Genomic DNA, 19,447 nt, shown 5'->3' with positions numbered 1-19,447 from the left:
CGCCTTCACCCTAACCGGCCAGGGCACGTCAAGTCAGTGTCAAGGTCCCCGGGACAGGCGCCAAGGAAGCGCTAAGAAGTGCCCCGGGTGCCCGCCGGACGCGCTTCGGTAGGAGAAGTAATCCGCCTCCTCAGGGAGTTGAGCCAGTGAGCGGAGCGCGTCGGCGGCGATGAGTGGTGACGTACGGCCCGGACGACTGAAGGTCTACCTCGGGGCGGCCCCGGGGGTGGGCAAGACCTACCGGATGCTCGACGAGGGGCGGCGCCGGGCCGCCCGGGGCGCGGACGCCGTGGTCGGCTTCGCCGAGTGCCACGGCCGGCCGCGCACCGAGGCCATGCTGGACGGCATGGAGGTCGTCCCCCGGGCGCGCTGCGAGTACCGCGGCGGACGGTTCGAAGAGATGGACCTCGACGCGGTGCTGGCCCGCCGCCCGCAGGTCGCGATCGTCGACGAGTTCGCCCACAGCAACGTCCCCGGCGGCGGCCGCAACGCCAAGCGCTGGCAGGACGTCGAGGAACTGCTCGCCGCGGGCATCGACGTGATCACCGCGCTGAACATCCAGCACCTGGCCTCCCTCAACGACGTCGTCGAGAAGATCACGGGGGTACCGCAGCACGAGACGGTGCCCGACGACGTCGTACGGCGGGCCACGCAGATCGAACTCGTCGACATGCCGCCCGAGGGCCTGCGGCGGCGGATGGCGCACGGCAACATCTACGCCCCCGAGAAGGTCGACGCGGCCCTCGCCAACTACTTCCGGCCCGGGAATCTGACCGCGCTGCGGCAGCTGGCCCTGCTGTGGACGGCCGACCGGGTCGACGAGGCGCTCACCAGCTACCGCGCCGAGCACTCCATCGGCGGGGTGTGGGAGACCCGGGAGCGGGTCGTCGTCGCGCTGACCGGCGGGCCCGAGGGAGACACGCTGATCCGGCGGGCCGCCCGGATCGCCGCCCGGTCGGTCGGGGGCGACCTCCTCGCCGTGCACGTGGCCCGCAGCGACGGCCTGGCCGCCGGAGTCTCGCACGCCTCACTGACCCGGCAGCGGCGGCTGGTGGAGGACCTCGGCGGCAGCTACCACTCCGTGGTGGGCGACGACATCGCCACCGGCCTGGTCGACTTCGCCCGCGCCGAGAACGCCACCCAGCTGGTGCTGGGCACCAGCCGCCGGGGCCGTCTGGAACGGTTCCTGACCGGTCCGGGCACCGGGGAGACCGTCACCGAGCTGTCCGGCGACATCGACGTCCACCGGGTCACCCACGAGCGCGCCGGACGCGGCACCCTGCTGCCGTCCCGCCGCCGGACCCTGTCGACCGGGCGGCTGGTCGCGGGCCCCGTGGCCGGGCTGGTGCTGCCGGTGCTGCTCACGCTTGTCCTGGACCGGTTGCGCGGCCCGCTCGATCTCACCAGCGAGGCGCTCCTGTTCCTGCTCGCGGTGGTGGGCGTGGCCTGCATCGGCGGGGTCGCCTCCGCGCTGATCGCGTCGGTGACGGCGTCCCTGCTGCTCAACTACTGGTTCATCCCACCCATCGGCGCCTTCAGCCTCGACGATCCCAACGCCCTGATCGCGCTCGGGGTGTTCGCGGTGGTGGCCGCGACCGTGGCCGCCGTCGTCGACCGCTCCCTGCGCCTGTCCCGCCGCTCGGCCCGCGCCACCGCCGAGGCGGAGACCATGTCGTCGCTGGCGGGCAGCATCGTGCGCGGCGGCGCGACCATCCCGGCCCTGCTGGAACGCACCCGCGAGACCTTCGGCATGGACTCGGCGGAGCTCGTCGACGAACCGCCCGACGGCGACGGAGCCACCGCTGTGCCCGCCGGCCCGGGCGCCCACCTGGTGCTGCGCGGACGCACGCTCTCCTCCTCCGAGCGACGGGTGCTCGCCGCCTTCGCCGCGCACGTCGGGTCCGCCGTCGAACGGGCCCGGCTGGCCGAGGCAGCGGCCGAGGTGGAGCCAGTGAAGGCCGCCGACCGGATGCGTACGGCGCTGCTGCGGGCGGTCGGCCACGACCTGCGCACCCCGCTCGCCGCCGGCTGGGCCGCCGTGACCTCGCTGCGCAGCCGGGACGTCCAGTTCTCCGCCGAGGACCGCGACGAACTCCTCGCCACCGCCGACGAGTCCATGGCCAGACTGAGCCGGCTGGTGGAGAACCTGCTGGACCTGAGCCGCCTGGAGGCGGGCGTCCTCACCCTCGATCTGCGGGCCACCGCGCTGGAGGAGGTCCTCCCGGCCGCGCTCATGGACGTCCCCGAGGTCGATGTGCGCGACGTCGAGGAGATCCCGCCGGTGCTCGCCGACCCGCCCCTGCTGGAGCGGGTGATCGCCAACCTGGCCGCCAACGCGGCCCGCCACACCCCGTCCGGTGCCAAAGTGCTGGTGACCGCCAGCGCCCTGGCCGGCCGGGTCGAACTGCGGGTCGTGGACCGCGGCCCCGGACTGCCGCCGACCGGCCGGGAACGCCTCTTCGAGCCCTTCCAACGGCTCGGCGACACCGACAACACCACCGGCCTCGGCCTGGGCCTCGCCCTGGCACGCGGCCTGACCGAGGCGATGAACGGCACCCTCACCCCCGAGGACACCCCGGGCGGCGGCCTGACGATGGTCGTGTCACTGCCCCTCGCCCCCCAGCCGGAGATCGTGCACCCACGAGGTGCACAGAGCGTAGGAGGTGCCGGATGAGCACCGAGAGCGGCAGGTGGACGCCGCACCGCACGACAACCGGCACGAAGCCGGAGGGCCGGCCGCTGCCGGACCGGGTCGCGCTGGCGGCCGGCTTCCTGGCCCCCTTCCTGGTGGCGCTCGCCCTGGTGCCGTTCCGCACCGAGCTGTCCCACACCAACGCGGCGCTGATCCTCGTCGTGGCGGTGGTCGCGGTCGCCGCGCTCGGCAGCCGTACGGCCGGTGTGCTCGCGGCGCTGTCGGCGGCGGCCTGGTTCGACTTCTTCCTCACCCGCCCGTACCAGACCTTCGACATCACGGCTTCCGGTGACATCGAGACGGCGGTGCTCCTGCTGGTCGTCGGTCTGATCGTGTCCCGACTCGCCGCCCGTGCCCGCCGACTGGAGGTCGTCACGGTGACGGACGCGGGCTATCTCGCCCGCATCCACGCCACCGCCGACCTCGTGCAGTCCGCCAGGTCCGCGGACACCGTCGTCGACCATGTCCGCGGTGAACTGACCGGCCTCCTCGGCCTGCGCGCCTGCCGTTTCGAGTACGGGACGCTGCTCGGGCAGCCGCCGCGGCTGCGGGCGGACGGTGGCGTGACCGTGGGCCGGCGGTTCCGGGACGTCGACCTGGACGGCTGGCCCGAGGGCGAGATCGAGCTGCGCGCCTACGGCAACGGGCACTACCTCGGCCGCTTCATGCTCACCCCCGGCCCCGGCCCGGTGCCACCGCTTCAGGCGCGGCTCGTCGCGGTGACGCTGGCCGACCAGACGGGGGCGGCGCTGGACACGGCGGGGCCCCTTCGTGAGGAGTGAGAAGCCCCTTACGCGATCTCGACGGCGGAGCTGCCGCCTCCTGGGATCGCGCGGGCGGTGGGGTCGGTGGCCGCGGCAGGAGCAGGTCCTCAGGGCGGGCGTTCAGCCAGATCCGGTGGACCCTTGAGGCTGAACAGGAGGGTCACTCCATCCCGGAGACCTTGAACACGGTCTTGGCGGTCTCGCGGTCGATGCGTTCCGCGACGCGGCGCAGCGCCGTCGCTCCGCACATCAGGGAGCCGAGGGCGGCGGACCTGCGGGCGTCCTCGTCGACGCGGTGCCAGAGGCCGGGATTGTTCACCAGGACCTGCGGATCGATCTCGACCCGGTGGCCGAACGCGTCGCGCAGGACGAGCCGTTGGGAGACGCCTTCCAGGCAGCGCACCGAGACCAGCAGGTCGGTGCGGACCCGGCGGGTGCGCAGCAGCCACCGGGAGGCCAGCCAGCCCTCACCGGCGGTGACCCGCGGCGGGCACAGCACCAGGAAGAGGAGCACCGCCAGGGCGGCCCACAGCACCCCGCGCCAGATGGTGAGGTTGCCGGTACCCCATTCGATCGCGAACAGCAGGCCGAGCAGGGCTGTCGAGCAGCGGATCGAGCTGTACAGATCTCCCGCCCAGCGGTGGTCGTGCACCACCGGGCCCTGTTTCTGCGCGTCTGCGGGGAACACGTCGTGTTCCGCGTCGTTGCGGCGTCCCATAGAGCAGACGGTAAGGACCGGCTGAGCGCGGGCGACGCACCTTGACACGACTCTGACGGATACGCGGCTGTTCTTGACGGCGTTCCGGCGGCGAGGGGGTCGCCCGGATCACACGCCCGTCAAGGCGCCGTCAAGGTCCGCCGGTTCGGCGCGAAGAACGCGCAAGGGAGGGTCGGCCGCGGCGGGCCACGGACAGAACCTTGGTGCACCGCGCCCGCAGCCCGGGTGCGGCTCACACAGCTGAACCGCGCTGCCGCACGAAGGAGCACCCGCCCATGCCCGTCCTCACCGCCGAGCCCGGGGCGACCCCCGCAGACGAGGAACCGCCGGATACCGGTGAGCGCCATCGCCTCACCGCCGTCACCGGCCTTGCCGCACTGTCCCTGGACGCGATGGCGTCGGTGGCCTACGGCCCCGAGGCGATCGTGCTCGTGCTGGCCGCCGCGGGCGCCCACGGTCTCGGCTTCACGCTCCCCGTCACGCTGGCCATCGCCGGACTGCTGGCGGTGCTGGTCGCCTCGTACCGGCAGGTCATCGCGGCCTTCCCGGACGGCGGCGGTTCCTACGCCGTCGCCAGGACGCACCTGGGTGCCCGCACGAGCCTGGTGGCCGCCGCCTCGCTCGTCCTGGACTACGTGCTGAACGTCGCCGTCGCCGTCACGGCGGGAGTGGCGGCGCTGACCTCCGCCTTCCCGTCCCTCTACGACGACCGGCTGTGGCTGTGCCTGGTCGTGCTCGTGCTGATCACGGCGGTCAACCTGCGCGGGATCGTGGAGTCGGCGAAGGCGTTCATCGTGCCGACCGTCGTGTTCGTCGGGTCCGTCTTCGTGCTGATCGTCGTCGGCCTCTTCCGGTCCGGGCCGGTCAGCACGGCGACCGCCGACGGGCATGCCTCGGTCCTCGCCGACAACGCGACCACCGTGGGTGCCCTGCTCCTGCTGAAAGCTTTCGCCTCCGGGTGTTCCGCGCTCACCGGCGTCGAGGCCATCGCCAACGCCGTGCCGTCCTTCCGCCTCCCGCGCGTCAAACGCGCCCAACGCGCGGAGGTCGCCCTCGGCGCGGTGCTCGGCGTGATGCTGATCGGCCTGTCGGTGCTGATCTCCCGCTTCCACCTCCAGCCGGTGGAGGGCGTCACCGTCCTCGCCCAGCTCGCGGACGCCTCGCTCGGCCACAACTGGGCGTTCTACGTCATCCAGTTCGCGACGATGATCCTGCTCGCCCTCTCGGCGAACACGTCCTTCGGCGGCCTCCCGGTGCTCCTCAAGCTGCTGGCCCGCGACAACTACCTGCCGCATGTCTTCGCCCTCAAGGCCGACCGGCAGGTCCACCGCCATGGCGTCCTCGCCCTCGCTCTGGTCTCCGCCGCGCTGCTCGTCTTCTCCGGCGGTGACACCAACACCCTCGTGCCGCTCTTCGCCATCGGCGTCTTCGTCGGCTTCACGATCGCCCAGGTCGGCATGGTCCGGCACTGGCGGCTCGAAAAGGGTCCGGGCTGGCGCGGGAAGGCGCTGCTCAACGGCTTCGGCGGCGTCCTCACCGGCGTCGCGGCCGTCGTCGTCACCGCCAGCAAGTTCGAGGAGGGCGCCTGGCTGATCGTTATCGCCCTGCCCCTGCTGGTCGCGGCCTTCGAGACCGTGCACCGCGCCTACGTACGGATCGGTGAGCGGCTGGGGCTGGGCCGCATACCCGAGCACCCGCACCGCGACCGCTCGGTCGTCATCGTGCCGGTGTCGTCGCTGTCCCGCCTGACCTCCGAGGCACTGACGGCCGCGGCCTCCCTCGGTGACGAGGTCCGCGCGGTCACCGTCTGTTACCCCGACCCCGAGGACCGGGCCGCCCTGCACGCCCTGGAGCGCGCCTGGGCCGAATGGGACCCGGGGGTGCCGCTGGTCCGGCTCGCCTGCGAGCGCCGCTCCCTGGGCCGCCCCATCGCCGCCTACGTCCGTGAGGTCACCGCGGCCGAACCCGACACCCGGGTCACCGTGCTGATCCCGGAGACGGAGCCGGAGCGGCTGTGGCAGCGGCTGCTGCAGAACCAGCGAGGTGCCGTCGTCGCCCATGCCGTGCGGAGGGAGACGGACGCGGTGATCTGCCGGCTGCGCTTCCGCCTCTTCTGACCCGGCTGTTCTGACGAATTCCCGGCGACTTCCCCGCGCCGGACGGCGGTGCTCGGCCACCGGTCACCACAGGTGGCGTAAGAGTCGCGTCAAAGCCGTACGCGTCGCCGTAAGGGACCCGTCAACGAGAGCCGGATCCGGCCAGAAAGGCTGTTTCCTCTAACCGTCCGAGTCCGATCCGAACCTCATTCCGGGAGTTCACGATGGCCGATCTGGCCTTCGTCGTCACCACGATCGCGTGCTTCGCGCTGGTGGCCCTCGTCGCCAAGGGGGTGACGAAGCTGTGACCGCCGAGAACATCGTCGGCCTCGTCGTGGCCGTCGCCCTGCTGGGCTATCTCGTCCTCGCCCTGATCTTCCCGGAGAGGTTCTGAGAGCTGACATGGGTCCCGTACTCGCCGGCGTCCTCCAGCTGCTCGCCCTCATAGGAGCACTGGCCCTCGCCTACGTCCCCCTCGGCAACTACATGGCCAAGGTCTACTCCTCCGACAAGCACTGGCGCGTCGAGAAGTGGATCTACAAGGGCATCGGTGCCAACCCGAGCACCGAGATGCGCTGGGCCGCGTACCTGCGCGGTGTGCTCGCCTTCTCGGCCGTGAGTGTCCTGTTCCTCTATCTGCTCCAGCGGCTCCAGGGTGTCCTGCCCGGTTCGCTCGGCTTCTCCGCGATCGACCCGGACCAGGCGTTCAACACCGCCGCCTCTTTCGTGACCAACACCAACTGGCAGTCGTACTACGGCGAGCAGGCCATGGGCCACGTCGTGCAGACCGCCGGTCTGGCCGTGCAGAACTTCGTCTCCGCGGCCGTCGGAATCGCCGTCGCGGTGGCTCTGGTACGAGGGTTCGCGCGCTCCAGGACCGGTGAACTCGGCAACTTCTGGTCCGACCTGGTCCGTGGTGTCGTGCGCGTCCTGGTGCCGTTCTCGGTGATCGCGGCGATCGTCCTGGTCGCGTGCGGTGCCATCCAGAACTTCTCCGGCATCCACGAGGTCGGCCAGTTCATGGGCGGCTCGCAGCAGTGGAACGGCGGCGCGGTCGCCTCGCAGGAGGCCATCAAGGAACTGGGCACCAACGGCGGCGGCTACTTCAACGCCAACTCCGCCCATCCGTTCGAGAACCCGACGCCGTTCACGAACCTCTTCGAGATCTTCCTGCTGCTGGTGATCCCGTTCGCCCTGACCCGCACCTTCGGCCTCATGGTCGGCTCGGTCAAGCAGGGCTACGCGATTCTCGCGACGATGGCCACCATCTGGGTCGGTTTCGTCGCGCTGATGATGTGGACCGAGTTCGCGCACCACGGCCCGGCGTTCGACATCGCAGGCGGGGCGTACGAGGGCAAGGAGGTCCGGTTCGGCGTCGGCGCCTCGTCGATCTTCGCGACCTCGACGACGCTCACCTCGACCGGCGCGGTGGACTCCTTCCACTCCTCCTTCACCGGGCTCGGCGGCGGGATCACCATGCTCGGCATGATGCTGGGCGAGATCGCGCCCGGCGGTACCGGCTCCGGCCTCTACGGCATGCTGATCATGGCGGTCATCGCGGTGTTCATCGCCGGTCTGATGGTCGGCCGCACGCCCGAGTACCTGGGCAAGAAGATCGGCACCCGCGAGATCAAGCTGGCGGCCTGCTACATCCTCATCACCCCGGCGCTGGTGCTCATCTTCACCGCCGCCGCGATGGCGCTGCCCACGCCGGGCAACTCGATGACCAACAGCGGGGCACACGGGTTCTCCGAGATCCTGTACGCCTACACGTCCGCCTCGAACAACAACGGCTCGGCCTTCGCCGGGCTGAACGCGGACACGCAGTGGTTCAACAGCACGCTCGGCCTGTGCATGCTGTTCGGCCGCTTCCTGCCGATGGTGTTCGTGCTGGCGCTCGCCGGTTCGCTCGCCGAGCAGCGGCCCGTCCCGGAGACCGCGGGCACCCTGCGTACCAACAAGCCGCTGTTCGTGGGCCTGTTGGTGGGCGCGATCCTGATCATCACCGGTCTGACCTACTTCCCGGCCCTGGCGCTGGGGCCGCTGGCCGAGGGGCTGGCGTCATGACGACCCGCATAGAGAAGCCCCATTCAGAAGATCAAGAGGACTCGATGTCCACAGCCACCCCGACCCGGGCGCCGCACAGCGACGTACCCACCGGGCACAAGGCCGCCGAGGGACGCGTCGGCGCGGGTCTCTTCGACCCGAAGCAGTTGCTGAAGTCGCTGCCGGACGCGTGCCGCAAGCTCGACCCGCGGGTGATGGTCAAGTCGCCCGTGATGTTCGTGGTCCTCGTCGGCTCGGTGCTGACGACGGTCTTCTCCTTCAAGGACCCGGGTGACTGGTTCGGCTGGGCGATCAGCGCCTGGCTGTGGCTCACGGTCATCTTCGCCAACCTCGCGGAGGCCGTCGCCGAGGGCCGCGGCAAGGCGCAGGCCGACACCCTGCGCAAGGCCAAGACCGACACCGTCGCCCGGCGGCTCGCCGCGGACGGCAAGGCCGAGGAGCAGGTCCCCGGCACCGAGCTGCGCATCGGCGACCTGGTGGTCTGCGAGGCGGGCGACATCATCCCCGGCGACGGTGACGTCGTCGAGGGTGTCGCATCCGTCGACGAGTCGGCCATCACCGGCGAGTCCGCCCCGGTCATCCGGGAGTCGGGCGGCGACCGCTCGGCCGTCACCGGCGGTACCAAGGTGCTGTCCGACCGGATCGTCATCAAGATCACGACGAAGCCCGGCGAGACCTTCATCGACCGGATGATCAACCTCGTCGAGGGCGCCGCGCGCCAGAAGACCCCGAACGAGATCGCGCTGAACATCCTTCTCGCGTCTCTGACGATCGTCTTCCTGCTCGCGGTGGCCACCCTGCCGCCGTTCGCCGACTACGCGGGCACGCACCTGACCATGGTCGTCCTGGTGGCGCTGCTGGTCTGCCTGATCCCGACCACGATCGGCGCCCTGCTCTCCGCGATCGGCATCGCGGGCATGGACCGGCTGGTGCAGCGCAACGTCCTGGCCATGTCCGGAAGGGCGGTCGAGGCCGCGGGTGACGTCTCGACCCTCCTCCTCGACAAGACCGGCACCATCACCCTCGGCAACCGCCAGGCGTCCGAGTTCGTGCCGGTCAGCGGCACCATCGAGGCCGAGGTCGCCGACGCCGCCCAGCTGTCGTCGCTGGCCGACGAGACGCCCGAGGGCCGCTCCGTCGTCGTCCTGGCGAAGGAGAAGTACGGGCTGCGCGAGCGCCACCAGGGCGAGCTCGTCGGGGCCGAGTGGATCGAGTTCACCGCTCAGACCCGGATGTCCGGTGTCGACGTCGACGGACGCAGGATCCGCAAGGGTGCGGCCGGTTCGGTCATCACCTGGGTCAAGGAACAGGGCGGCACGGTGGCCGAGGACGCCGACACCCTCTCCAGCCGCATCTCCGAGGCCGGCGGCACCCCGCTGCTCGTGGCCGTCGAAGACGCCCGAGGCGCCCGGGTGTTGGGTGTCATCCACCTCAAGGACGTCGTCAAGGAGGGCATGCGGGAGCGGTTCGAGGAACTGCGCCGCATGGGTATCAAGACCGTCATGATCACGGGCGACAACCCGCTGACCGCCAAGGCGATCGCCGAGGAGGCGGGCGTCGACGACTTCCTCGCGGAGGCGACTCCCGAGGACAAGATGGCGCTCATCAAGCGGGAGCAGGCCGGCGGCAAGCTGGTCGCGATGACCGGCGACGGCACCAACGACGCGCCCGCGCTGGCCCAGGCGGACGTCGGTGTCGCGATGAACACCGGGACGTCGGCCGCCAAGGAGGCCGGCAACATGGTCGACCTCGACTCCAACCCGACCAAGCTCATCGAGATCGTCGAGATCGGCAAGCAACTCCTCATCACCCGGGGCGCGTTGACCACGTTCTCCATCGCCAACGATGTCGCGAAGTACTTCGCGATCATCCCGGCGCTGTTCGCGGCCGTCTACCCGGGCCTGAAGACGCTCAACATCATGGGCCTGTCCTCGCCGGACTCCGCGATCCTGTCGGCCGTCATCTTCAACGCGCTGATCATCATCGCGCTGGTGCCGCTCGCCCTGCGCGGTGTGCAGTACCGCCCGGTCAGCGCGGACAAGCTGCTCCGCCGCAACCTCGGGATCTACGGACTCGGCGGACTGGTCGTGCCGTTCATCGGCATCAAGATCATCGACATGCTCATCTCCCTCATTCCCGGGATCGGTTGATCGGCAATGAACAACTCGGTTACGAACACCGCCCGGCTGCTGGGGGCGGGCCTGCGGGCCCTGCTCGTCCTGACCCTGGTCACCGGCGTCATCTACCCGCTGGTCGTCACCGGCATCGCCCAGGCCCTGTTCAACGACAAGGCCAACGGCTCGGAGATCAAGGCGGACGGCAAGGTCGTCGGCTCCTCCCTGATCGGGCAGTCCTACAACCTGCCGCTGAAGAAGGGCGAGGAGACCGCCTCGCCCGACCTCAAGTGGTTCCAGGGGCGCCCGCAGAACGGCCTCGGCACCAACAGCGTCAACACGCAGTACTCGCTGATCCTGTCCGGCGCCACCAACCGCTCCGGTGACAACGCCGACCTGATCGCCTGGGTCAAGGCCGCCAAGGCCACCGTCATCAAGGACAACTCGACCGCCGACTACAAGGTCAAGGCGTCCGAGGTCCCCGCCGACGCGGTGACGTCCTCCGGCTCCGGCCTCGACCCGAACATCTCCCCGGAGTACGCGGACATCCAGGTCCACCGGATCGCCGAGAAGAACGGCCTGACCGTCGCCCAGGTGCAGAAGCTGGTCGAGGACCACACCGAGGGCCGCACGCTCGGCTTCATGGGCGAGCCCCGGGTGAACGTCCTCGAACTCAACATCGCGCTCAAGGCACTCGTGGCCAAGAGCTGATGGCGTTACACGACCCACAAGGGAGTCGGCGGCCCGGACGACCGGGTGTGCCGACTCCCGCAGTCATGAAACAGGTACGTCCCCACGACGTACGACAGGAAGGCGCACGCCGATGACACGGGTGCTGGTGGTGGAGGACGACCCGCAGCTCGTACGGGCCCTCATCATCAATCTCCAGGCACGCCGGTACGGGGTCGACGCGGCCCCCGACGGCGCCACCGCGCTGCGGCTCGCGGCCGCCCGGCAACCCGATGTCGTGATGCTCGACCTGGGCCTGCCCGACATGGACGGCGTCGAGGTCATCAAGGGTCTGCGCGGCTGGACCCGGGTTCCGATCCTGGTGCTGTCCGCCCGGCAGGCGTCCGAGGAGAAGGTCGCCGCGCTCGACGCGGGCGCCGACGACTACATCACCAAGCCGTTCAGCATGGACGAACTCCTCGCCCGGCTGCGGGCCGCCGTGCGACGCACCGAGGAGGCGCCGCTCGCCACCGGGACCACGCTGGTCGAGACGGCGGACTTCAGCATCGACCTGCTGGCCAGGAAGGTGCGCAAGGACAGCCGTGACGTACGCCTCACACCCACCGAGTGGCACCTGCTGGAGATACTGATCACCAACCCGGGACGGCTGATCACACAGAAGCACCTCCTCCAGGAGGTGTGGGGCGTCACCCAGGGCAACAAGACCAACTACCTGCGGGTCTACATGGCGCAGTTGCGCCGCAAACTGGAAGCGGACCCCGCCCATCCCCGCTATCTCATCACCGAGCCCGGCATGGGCTACCGCTACGAAGGATGACCATGGCTCGCGGCAAGCTCCGGATCTATCTCGGCGCGGCACCCGGTGTCGGCAAGACCTACGCGATGCTGTCCGAGGCCCACCGCCGTATCGAGCGGGGCACCGACTGTGTGGTCGCCTTCGTGGAACACCACCGTCGGCCGCGCACCGAGGTGATGCTGCACGGCCTGGAGGAGATTCCGCGCAAGGAGCTGGCGTACCGGGACAGCGTCTTCACCGAGATGGACGTGGACGCCGTCCTGGCCCGCCGGCCCCAGGTCGCCCTGGTCGACGAACTGGCCCACACCAACATCCCCGGCTCCCGCAACACCAAGCGCTGGCAGGACGTGGAGGAACTCCTGGCCGCCGGAATCGACGTCATCTCCACGGTCAACATCCAGCACCTGGAGTCCCTGGGCGACGTGGTCGAGTCGATCACCGGGGTACGACAGCGGGAGACGGTCCCCGACGAGGTCGTACGCCGCGCCGACCAGATCGAGCTCGTCGACATGTCCCCGCCCGCGCTGCGCCGCCGTATGGCGCACGGCAACATCTACAAGCCGGACAAGGTCGACGCGGCCCTCTCCAACTACTTCCGCCCCGGAAACCTCACCGCGCTGCGGGAGCTGGCGCTGCTGTGGGTGGCCGACCGGGTGGACGCCTATCTGACCGAGTACCGCAGCGAACACCAGGTCTCCACCATCTGGGGTTCCCGCGAACGGATCGTCGTCGGTCTGACCGGCGGTCCGGAAGGACGGACGCTGATACGTCGGGCCGCCCGGCTCGCGGAGAAGGGCGCCGGCGGCGAGGTGCTGGCCGTCTACATCTCCCGCAGTGACGGCCTCACCTCCGCCTCCCCGAAGGAACTCGCCGTCCAGCGCACCCTCGTCGAGGACCTCGGCGGCACCTTCCACCACGTCGTCGGCGAGGACATCCCGGTCGCGCTGCTCGACTTCTCGCGCGGGGTCAACGCCACCCAGATCGTGCTCGGCGTCTCCCGCCGGAAAGGCTGGCAGTACGTCTTCGGGCCCGGCGTCGGCGCCACGGTCGCCCGGGACTCAGGACCCGACCTCGACGTGCACCTGATCACCCACGACGAGGCCGGCAAGGGGCGCGGACTCCCGGTCAACCGGGGCGCACGGCTGGGCCGTTCCCGCGTGATCTGGGGCTGGCTGGTCGGCCTCGGCGGCCCGGTGTTGCTGACCTGGCTGCTGCGCGGTGTGGCCCCGGACGTCGGGCTCGCCAACGACATGCTGCTGTTCCTGACGCTGACGGTGGCGGCCGCCCTCCTCGGCGGACTCTTCCCCGCGCTGGCCTCGGCGGCGGCCGGTTCCCTGCTGCTGAACTGGTACTTCACCCCGCCCGTCCACACCTTCACGATCGCCGATCCGAAGAACATCGTCGCCATCGTGATCTTCGTCGGGGTCGCCGTGTCCGTCGCCTCGGTCGTCGATCTCGCCGCCCGCCGCACCCACCAGGCCGCCCGTCTGCGCGCCGAGTCGGAGATCCTCTCTTTCCTGGCCGGGAACGTGCTGCGCGGCGAGACCAGCCTGGAGGAACTGCTCGAACGGGTCCGCGAGACCTTCGGCATGGAGTCCGTGGCGCTGCTGGAGCGTGCGAGCGAGGTGCTGCCCTGGACCTGTGCCGGGAGCGTGGGCACGCGTCCCTGCGCGGTTCCCGACGACGCGGACGTCGACGTACCGGTCGGCGACCACATGGCGCTCGCGCTGACGGGCCGGGTGCTGCCGGCCGAGGACCGCCGCGTCCTCGCGGCCTTCGCCGCACAGGCCGTCGTGGTCCTGGACCGCCGACGCCTCCAGGAGGAGGCCGACCGGTCGCGGGCCCTGGCCGAGGGCAACCGCATCCGCACCGCCCTGCTGGCCGCCGTCAGCCACGACCTGCGCACCCCGCTCGCCGGGATCAAGGCCGCGGTCACGTCCCTGCGTTCGGACGACGTCGAATGGTCGCAGGAGGATCAGGCGGAACTGCTGGAGTCCATCGAGGAGGGCGCCGACCGCCTCGACAACCTCGTCGGCAACCTCCTCGACATGTCCCGCCTCCAGACCGGCACCGTCACCCCGATCATCCGCGAGACCGACCTCGACGAGGTCATCCCGATGGCGCTGGGCGGGGTCCCCGAGGACAGCGTCGACCTCGACATCCCCGAGACCCTGCCCATGGTCGCCGTCGACCGGGGGCTGCTGGAACGGGCCGTCGCCAACATCGTCGAGAACGCCGTCAAGTACAGCCCGCCGGGCGAGACGGTCCTGGTGTCCGCGAGTGCCCTGGCCGACCGCGTCGAGGTGCGCGTGGTCGACCGCGGTCCGGGCGTCCCCGACGAAGCCAAGGACCGCATCTTCGAACCCTTCCAGCGCTACGGCGACTCCCCGCGCGGTGCCGGAGTCGGCCTCGGCCTCGCGGTCGCCCGAGGCTTCACCGAGGCGATGGCCGGCACGATCCACGCCGAGGACACCCCGGGCGGCGGCCTCACCATGGTCCTGTCCGTGAGCACGGCACCACAGCGCCGCCCCGAGCAGCCGGATGTGTCGGCGACGGCCACGTCCTGAGAGCGGCGGTGTCCTGGCCGTGGGCGCCGCAGCCTGTCCCGTCCCGGGCGTCGGGCGGCACGCGCGCGGTCGCCGGCGCATCAGGTGCACACTCTCGTGCTGAACGGCGGTGCGTCGCGTCGCATGTCGTCAGGCGTCGGGCGGCACCCGCGCGAACTCCCGCTCCATCCGCCCCGTGTCCAGCCGCAGCCGCCACGCGTTGCGCCGGTGCGCGGCGGCCAGTGCGGGCTCCAGGGGAGACGGGGGCAGTACGAGGACGGGACAGCCGGCGTGGCTGAGGCAGTACCGGCCGACCGACGGCCACAGCACGCGGTGCGCCAGGCCGCGCCGTCCGGCACCGAGCACGAGGAGGTCGCCCTCCTGGTCGGCAGTCGCGACCAGCGCCCGGCCCGGCGTACCGCGGGCGATCACGGCGCGCAGGGGGAGTTCGGCGCCGTCCTCGCCGAACACGTCCCGCAGGGCGCGGCGCAGCCGCTCCCGCGCCATCCGCTCCCAGTCCTCGGCCAGGACGGCCGCCGCCGTGGACCGACGGGCGGAGAGCTCCCCACCGGGCGGCTCCCAGGCCAGCACCGGCCAGAGCACGGCACTCCGGCGCCGGGCCTCGACGGCCGCGCGGCGCAGCGCGACGAGGCTACCGGGAGAGCCGCTCACCCCCACGACCACACGAGCGGCGGCTGAGGACGGACCGGACTCGGACATCGCTTCCACAGCCCCATCACACCTCCCCGCCGAGGCTTTCGCCCAGCCCCCGCTCCATTCCCTGACACACCTCTGACGACCTGTTCCAGGCCCCCGCCCCGGTGCGTCAGCGCCCCGTCAAAGTCGTCCGGCCGATCGTCAGCGTCCCGTCAGGACGCCACCGATCCCCGGGCGGCCCGGGCATAACGTCGACCCCGAGCCCCGGTCCGCCTCCCCGCGTCCGGGGCACTCCAGATCATCCGACCAGCGCCTTCCAGGAGGCACTCATGGCGGAACTCCGCTACGACGACGACCCCGAGCCCTGCGATCCGTCCCCGGCCGGACTCCTGTACGTCCCGGTCCGGCCGGGCCTCTCCGGCTGTGCGGCCCGGCTCTTCCGCACCCCGCTGGGCGACCGTACGGCCGTCGGCTTCACCTCCGAGCGCAGGCTGACCGGCATCCTCGGCCCCGACCAGCCGTGGATCCGCCTCGCCGAGCCGGCCCTGCGCGCGCTGACCGCCCCGCTCGGCGTCACGACCCTCACGGTGGACCCGCGGTTCACCGCGCCTGCTCCGGTGCCGGTCGCCCAGGTGCCGTCCGAGCCGCCCGCGCTGCGAACCGTCTGAGGAGGAAGAGGACCATGACCACGGTTCACGAACCCACCGCTGCCGCCGAGTTGTCGGTGTGGCCGGCCTCGGCCACCGAACCCGTACCCGGCGGCCTCGCCGTAGGTGGTGTACCGCTCGCCGAGATCGCCGACCGCTTCGGCACCCCCGTCTACGTCCTCGACGAGACCGAGGTCCGCGACCGCTGCCGCACTTACCGGGACGCCTTCCCGGACGCCGAAGTCCTGTACGCGGCCAAGGCGTTCCTGTGCCGGGCCATGACCCACTGGGTCGAGGAGGAGGGGCTCGGTCTGGACGTCTGCTCGGCCGGCGAACTGGAACTCGCCGTCACCACCGGCTTTCCGCCGGAGCGGATCACGCTGCACGGCAACGCCAAGACACCCCGCGACCTGGACACGGCCCTGCGGCTGGGCGTCGGCCGGATCGTCATCGACAGCCCCTCGGAGATCGCGCGCCTGGCCGCGGCCGTGGGCCCGGGCGGTCACCAGAAGGTGATGGTCCGGGTCGTCCCCGGCATCAGTGCCGGCGGCCACGACAAGATCCGTACCGGCACCGACGACCAGAAGTTCGGCCTCTCCATCGCCGACGGCTACGCGGCCCACGCGATCGCCCGGATCCTCGACCAGCCGCAACTCGAACTCACCGGCCTGCACTGTCACCTGGGCTCCCAGATCACCGATGTCAAGCCGTACCTCGCCGCCGTGCGCCGCCTGGTCGGCCTCATGGCCCGCCTGCACGAGCGGCACGGCCTGGTCCTGCCCGAACTCGACCTCGGCGGCGGCCACGGCATCGCCTACCGACCCGGCGAACCGGCCCTCGACCTCACCGCTCTGGCCCGCAGGGTCCGCACGGAACTCGCCGACGCCTGCACGACGGCCGGGCTCCCCGTCCCCCGCCTGATCATCGAACCGGGCCGGGCGATCGTGGGCCCGGCGGGCATCGCCCTCTACCGCGTCCTCGCCGTGAAGCACACGGGTGAGAAGACCTTCGTCGCCGTGGACGGCGGTATGAGCGACAACCCTCGCCCCGCCCTGTACGGCGTCCGGTACGCCCCGCGCATGGTCGGCCGCCACAGCGCCGCGGCCCCGGCCCCGGCGACCGTCGTCGGCCGCCACTGCGAGGCCGGCGACATCCTGGCCGCCGACGCCGAACTCCCCGCGGACGTGCGCCCCGGCGACCTGCTCGCCGTACCCGTGGCCGGCGCCTATCACCTGTCCATGGCCTCCGGCTACAACCTGGTCGGGCGCCCGCCGGTGACCGCCGTACGCGACGGACTCGCCCGCCTCCTGGTCCGCCGTGAATCCCTGGAGGACATCCGCAGCCGTGACGTGGGGATGTGACAGCCCGACGGACGGTGGGCGTCAGGAAGGCGCTAGAGATGGCTTACGAGGGATCAAAAATCCATCTATAGAAGGAAGTTGAGCGTCAAACCAGTCGTAGCGTCGTCGTACAGCCCCTGACCGGGGCACCCCCCCCACAGCGGGCCCCACCAGGCCTGCCTCCGAGGAGACGACGACCGATGACCACCACTGTTCCCGGGCCTCTCGACACCCGCCGCACCGACGCCCGGGAGAAGGACATCATGCGGTTCCGCACGGTGTCCGGGCCGGACCTGACCACCCGCAACGACGCCTACCTCGCTTGGCAGCGCGACCGCGAACAGGCCGACCTGTGGCCGTACTTCCGCCGCTACGAGACCTCGGCCCTCACCCCCCGCGCCACCGTCGTGTCCGACACCGGAGTGGTCACCCAGGGTCCCAACTTCGGCGGCCAGGACTACCTCTCCCTGACCAGGCACCCCGCCGTCCTGGACGCCGCCCACCAGGCGTTGCGCGACTACGGCCCGCTCACCGCAGGCTCGCCCGCCCTGGGCGGCGCCACCCCGCTGAGCAAGGCCCTGGAGGCCGGTCTCGCCGAGGCTCTGCGCACCGAGCACGTCATGCTCTTCCCGACCGGCTGGGCCTCCGGCTTCGGCACCATACGGGCGCTGATGCACCGCCGCGACCACATCCTCCTCGACAAGCTCTCCCATGACTCCCTGCGCCAGGGCGCCGCCGCCAGCGGAGCCACGGTGGAGTTCTTCCGCCACCTCGACAACGACGCCGTCCGCCGCCACCTCACCGGCATCCGCGCCACCGATACCAAGAACGCCGTCCTCGTCGTCACCGAGGGCGTCTTCTCCATGGACTCCGACACCCCGCGACTGGACGAACTCATCGGCATCTGCCGGGAGTTCGGCGCCCAGCTCATGGTCGACGTGGCCCACGACCTCGGCGCCATGGGCGAGCACGGCGGCGGCCAGCCGGAGGTGCACGGCATCCTCGGCGAGGTCGACTTCGTCGTCGGCGCGTTCTCGAAGACCTTCGCGACGACCGGCGGCTTCCTGGCCACACCGTCGGCCTCCGCGCGGGAGTACGTGCGGATGTTCGGCGGCCCACAGACCTTCTCCAGTGCCATCACCCCCGTGCAGACGGCGGTGGCCCTGGCGGCTCTCGGCGTCGTCACCTCACCGGAGGGCGCCGAGCGCAGGGCGGCGGTCGCCTCCGTGGCCACCCGTCTGCGCGAGGGCCTCACCGCCCGCGGCCTGGAGGTCATGGGCGACGTGGTCTGCCCGGTCGTTCCGGTCCTCATCGGCGACACCTCGGCAGGCCGCGCCGCCTCCGGCCTCATCGCCCGCGCCGGCCTCGTCGCCCACCTCGTCGAACAGCCCGCCGTCGCCTCGGACGCCTCCCGCTTCCGTATGCAGGCCATGGCGGACCACACCGACGAGGACATCGCCACCGCGATCGACATCCTCGACGCCTGCATCCGCGAAGCCCGCCTCACCGCGCCCTGATGCCCGTGTTCGCGCGCCGCCTGTCAGAGCCACCCGTTGCGTCTGAATCCGCGATGGATGACGAAGCAGGCGGTCGCGATCACCGTGAGGACCATCGGGTAGCCAAAGCGCCGGCGCAGTTCGGGCATGTGGTCGAAGTTCATGCCGTAGACACCGAAGACGGCGATGACAGGTACAGGGCGTTGTCGACGAGCTCGGTCAGTGCGGTGACGCGTGCGCGGGCGTCTACCGCCTGGGCCTCGCCATCCGCACCGCCGACCTGCACAGGGCCACCCTCGATGCCTGGCTCGTCGGTGTCCCCGAGGACGTCATCGCCGCCGACGGCCGTCTGAGCCGGGCCGTCGTGCGCACGTGGATCAGAGCAGGGCTTCCACAGGGACAGCCCGACGACACGTGACGGGAGGGGCGGGGCCACGGGGTCAGTGGCCGCGCGGGGCGTACATGATGACGGCCATGCCCGCGAGGCACACCAGGGCGCCGATGACGTCGAAACGGTCGGGCCGGTAGCCGTCCATGACCATGCCCCAGGCGATCGATCCGGCCACGAAGATCCCGCCGTACGCGGCCAGGATGCGGCCGAAGTTGTCGTCGGTCTGGAAGGTGGCGACCACGCCGTACAGGCCGAGAGCGATCACACCCGCCCCGATCCAGGCCCAGCCGCGGTGCTCGCGGATGCCCTGCCAGACCAGCCAGGCGCCCCCGATCTCGAACAGGGCGGCGACGACGAACAGGGCGATGGAACGGGCGACGAGCATGAAGGGGCAGTCTTTCTGGTCTGGAGGCTTTGCCGTGCGAGGCGGGGG

General features: G+C 71.1%; 16 protein-coding genes and 1 pseudogene. 12 read left to right on the top strand and 5 right to left on the bottom strand.

What is annotated here, in order from left to right; translation table 11 throughout:
- The first annotated feature begins 169 nt into the window (after positions 1 to 169).
- Positions 170 to 2,674, top strand: a complete 2,505-nt coding sequence (locus tag HLK59_RS28500; protein WP_171144399.1) for an ATP-binding protein — start codon at positions 170 to 172, stop codon at positions 2,672 to 2,674.
- Positions 2,671 to 3,474, top strand: coding sequence for a DUF4118 domain-containing protein (locus HLK59_RS28495; protein ID WP_171144398.1), 804 nt, complete (start codon positions 2,671 to 2,673; stop codon positions 3,472 to 3,474). Before HLK59_RS28500 ends, HLK59_RS28495 begins: the two co-directional genes overlap by 4 nt.
- A 142-nt stretch (positions 3,475 to 3,616) precedes the next feature.
- On the opposite strand, the gene HLK59_RS28490 is transcribed toward HLK59_RS28495, so the two are convergent.
- The gene (locus HLK59_RS28490) at positions 3,617 to 4,174 is read right to left on the bottom strand and encodes a hypothetical protein (RefSeq protein WP_240982690.1); all 558 of its coding nucleotides are present in this window, start codon (positions 4,172 to 4,174) and stop codon (positions 3,617 to 3,619) included.
- A gap of 275 nt (positions 4,175 to 4,449) precedes the next feature.
- On the opposite strand from HLK59_RS28490, the gene HLK59_RS28485 reads away from it, so the two are divergent.
- The 7 genes from HLK59_RS28485 to HLK59_RS28455 all read left to right on the top strand — a co-directional run bounded on the left by HLK59_RS28485 (position 4,450) and on the right by HLK59_RS28455 (position 14,504).
- Positions 4,450 to 6,291 (top strand): APC family permease, encoded by a 1,842-nt coding sequence (locus HLK59_RS28485; protein ID WP_171144397.1) that lies wholly within the window; start codon positions 4,450 to 4,452, stop codon positions 6,289 to 6,291.
- A gap of 283 nt (positions 6,292 to 6,574) precedes the next feature.
- Positions 6,575 to 6,664: a K(+)-transporting ATPase subunit F gene (kdpF, locus tag HLK59_RS28480; RefSeq protein WP_016434100.1), complete on the top strand. Its 90-nt coding sequence runs from the start codon at positions 6,575 to 6,577 to the stop codon at positions 6,662 to 6,664.
- An 8-nt stretch (positions 6,665 to 6,672) separates the two neighbouring features.
- Positions 6,673 to 8,337, top strand: coding sequence for a potassium-transporting ATPase subunit KdpA (gene kdpA / locus HLK59_RS28475; RefSeq protein WP_171144396.1), 1,665 nt, complete (start codon positions 6,673 to 6,675; stop codon positions 8,335 to 8,337).
- Entirely contained in the window at positions 8,334 to 10,487 is a 2,154-nt protein-coding gene (kdpB, locus tag HLK59_RS28470; RefSeq protein WP_171144395.1) for a potassium-transporting ATPase subunit KdpB, read from the top strand. Before kdpA ends, kdpB begins: the two co-directional genes overlap by 4 nt.
- A 6-nt stretch (positions 10,488 to 10,493) precedes the next feature.
- Positions 10,494 to 11,162 carry a potassium-transporting ATPase subunit C gene (locus HLK59_RS28465; RefSeq protein WP_171144394.1) on the top strand — a complete coding sequence of 223 codons (669 nt, stop codon included), beginning with the start codon at positions 10,494 to 10,496 and terminating at the stop codon, positions 11,160 to 11,162.
- Positions 11,163 to 11,274: 112 nt separating this feature from the next.
- Positions 11,275 to 11,958: a response regulator gene (locus HLK59_RS28460; RefSeq protein ID WP_171144393.1), complete on the top strand. Its 684-nt coding sequence runs from the start codon at positions 11,275 to 11,277 to the stop codon at positions 11,956 to 11,958.
- Positions 11,959 to 11,960: 2 nt separating this feature from the next.
- The gene (locus HLK59_RS28455; RefSeq protein ID WP_171144392.1) at positions 11,961 to 14,504 is read left to right on the top strand and encodes a sensor histidine kinase KdpD; all 2,544 of its coding nucleotides are present in this window, start codon (positions 11,961 to 11,963) and stop codon (positions 14,502 to 14,504) included.
- A 129-nt stretch (positions 14,505 to 14,633) separates the two neighbouring features.
- On the opposite strand, the gene HLK59_RS28450 is transcribed toward HLK59_RS28455, so the two are convergent.
- The gene (locus tag HLK59_RS28450; RefSeq protein WP_171144407.1) at positions 14,634 to 15,203 is read right to left on the bottom strand and encodes a universal stress protein; all 570 of its coding nucleotides are present in this window, start codon (positions 15,201 to 15,203) and stop codon (positions 14,634 to 14,636) included.
- 266 nt (positions 15,204 to 15,469) lie between these two features.
- Between HLK59_RS28450 and HLK59_RS28445 the strand changes: the two genes are divergently transcribed.
- The 3 genes from HLK59_RS28445 to HLK59_RS28435 all read left to right on the top strand — a co-directional run bounded on the left by HLK59_RS28445 (position 15,470) and on the right by HLK59_RS28435 (position 18,644).
- Positions 15,470 to 15,808, top strand: coding sequence for an SAV_915 family protein (locus HLK59_RS28445; RefSeq protein WP_171144391.1), 339 nt, complete (start codon positions 15,470 to 15,472; stop codon positions 15,806 to 15,808).
- 14 nt (positions 15,809 to 15,822) lie between these two features.
- Positions 15,823 to 17,148, top strand: coding sequence for a diaminopimelate decarboxylase (gene lysA / locus HLK59_RS28440; RefSeq protein ID WP_171144390.1), 1,326 nt, complete (start codon positions 15,823 to 15,825; stop codon positions 17,146 to 17,148).
- A 179-nt stretch (positions 17,149 to 17,327) separates the two neighbouring features.
- On the top strand, positions 17,328 to 18,644 hold the full coding sequence (locus HLK59_RS28435) for an aminotransferase class I/II-fold pyridoxal phosphate-dependent enzyme (protein ID WP_171144389.1): 1,317 nt from the start codon (positions 17,328 to 17,330) through the stop codon (positions 18,642 to 18,644).
- A gap of 23 nt (positions 18,645 to 18,667) precedes the next feature.
- On the opposite strand, the pseudogene HLK59_RS28430 reads toward HLK59_RS28435, so the two are convergent.
- The 3 genes and pseudogenes from HLK59_RS28430 to HLK59_RS28420 all read right to left on the bottom strand — a co-directional run.
- Positions 18,668 to 18,820: pseudogene (locus HLK59_RS28430) on the bottom strand (CorA family divalent cation transporter); the annotation flags it as partial.
- Positions 18,784 to 19,059, bottom strand: coding sequence for a hypothetical protein (locus HLK59_RS28425; RefSeq protein ID WP_171144388.1), 276 nt, complete (start codon positions 19,057 to 19,059; stop codon positions 18,784 to 18,786). The gene HLK59_RS28425 and the pseudogene HLK59_RS28430, both read right to left, overlap by 37 nt.
- 4 nt (positions 19,060 to 19,063) lie before the next feature.
- Positions 19,064 to 19,399 carry a YnfA family protein gene (locus HLK59_RS28420; RefSeq protein WP_171144387.1) on the bottom strand — a complete coding sequence of 112 codons (336 nt, stop codon included), beginning with the start codon at positions 19,397 to 19,399 and terminating at the stop codon, positions 19,064 to 19,066.
- Positions 19,400 to 19,447: the final 48 nt, after the last annotated feature.

Origin of the sequence: Streptomyces sp. S3(2020), assembly GCF_013044505.1 — a bacterium.
In the GTDB taxonomy this organism is placed as follows: domain Bacteria; phylum Actinomycetota; class Actinomycetes; order Streptomycetales; family Streptomycetaceae; genus Streptomyces.
This window is presented reverse-complemented; position numbering and strand designations above follow the sequence as displayed.

Excerpts from the sequence above, each read along its gene's own strand:
- HLK59_RS28485 (WP_171144397.1), top strand. The coding sequence starts at position 4,450 with ATGCCCGTCCTCACCGCCGAGCCCGGGGCGACCCCCGCAGACGAGGAA.
- HLK59_RS28465 (WP_171144394.1), top strand. The coding sequence starts at position 10,494 with ATGAACAACTCGGTTACGAACACCGCCCGGCTGCTGGGGGCGGGCCTG.
- HLK59_RS28435 (WP_171144389.1), top strand. The coding sequence starts at position 17,328 with ATGACCACCACTGTTCCCGGGCCTCTCGACACCCGCCGCACCGACGCC.
- HLK59_RS28500 (WP_171144399.1), top strand. The coding sequence starts at position 170 with ATGAGTGGTGACGTACGGCCCGGACGACTGAAGGTCTACCTCGGGGCG.
- HLK59_RS28445 (WP_171144391.1), top strand. The coding sequence starts at position 15,470 with ATGGCGGAACTCCGCTACGACGACGACCCCGAGCCCTGCGATCCGTCC.
- lysA (WP_171144390.1), top strand. The coding sequence starts at position 15,823 with ATGACCACGGTTCACGAACCCACCGCTGCCGCCGAGTTGTCGGTGTGG.
- HLK59_RS28420 (WP_171144387.1), bottom strand. The coding sequence starts at position 19,399 with ATGCTCGTCGCCCGTTCCATCGCCCTGTTCGTCGTCGCCGCCCTGTTC.
- kdpA (WP_171144396.1), top strand. The coding sequence starts at position 6,673 with ATGGGTCCCGTACTCGCCGGCGTCCTCCAGCTGCTCGCCCTCATAGGA.
- HLK59_RS28455 (WP_171144392.1), top strand. The coding sequence starts at position 11,961 with ATGGCTCGCGGCAAGCTCCGGATCTATCTCGGCGCGGCACCCGGTGTC.
- HLK59_RS28490 (WP_240982690.1), bottom strand. The coding sequence starts at position 4,174 with ATGGGACGCCGCAACGACGCGGAACACGACGTGTTCCCCGCAGACGCG.
- HLK59_RS28460 (WP_171144393.1), top strand. The coding sequence starts at position 11,275 with ATGACACGGGTGCTGGTGGTGGAGGACGACCCGCAGCTCGTACGGGCC.
- HLK59_RS28450 (WP_171144407.1), bottom strand. The coding sequence starts at position 15,203 with ATGTCCGAGTCCGGTCCGTCCTCAGCCGCCGCTCGTGTGGTCGTGGGG.
- HLK59_RS28495 (WP_171144398.1), top strand. The coding sequence starts at position 2,671 with ATGAGCACCGAGAGCGGCAGGTGGACGCCGCACCGCACGACAACCGGC.
- kdpB (WP_171144395.1), top strand. The coding sequence starts at position 8,334 with ATGACGACCCGCATAGAGAAGCCCCATTCAGAAGATCAAGAGGACTCG.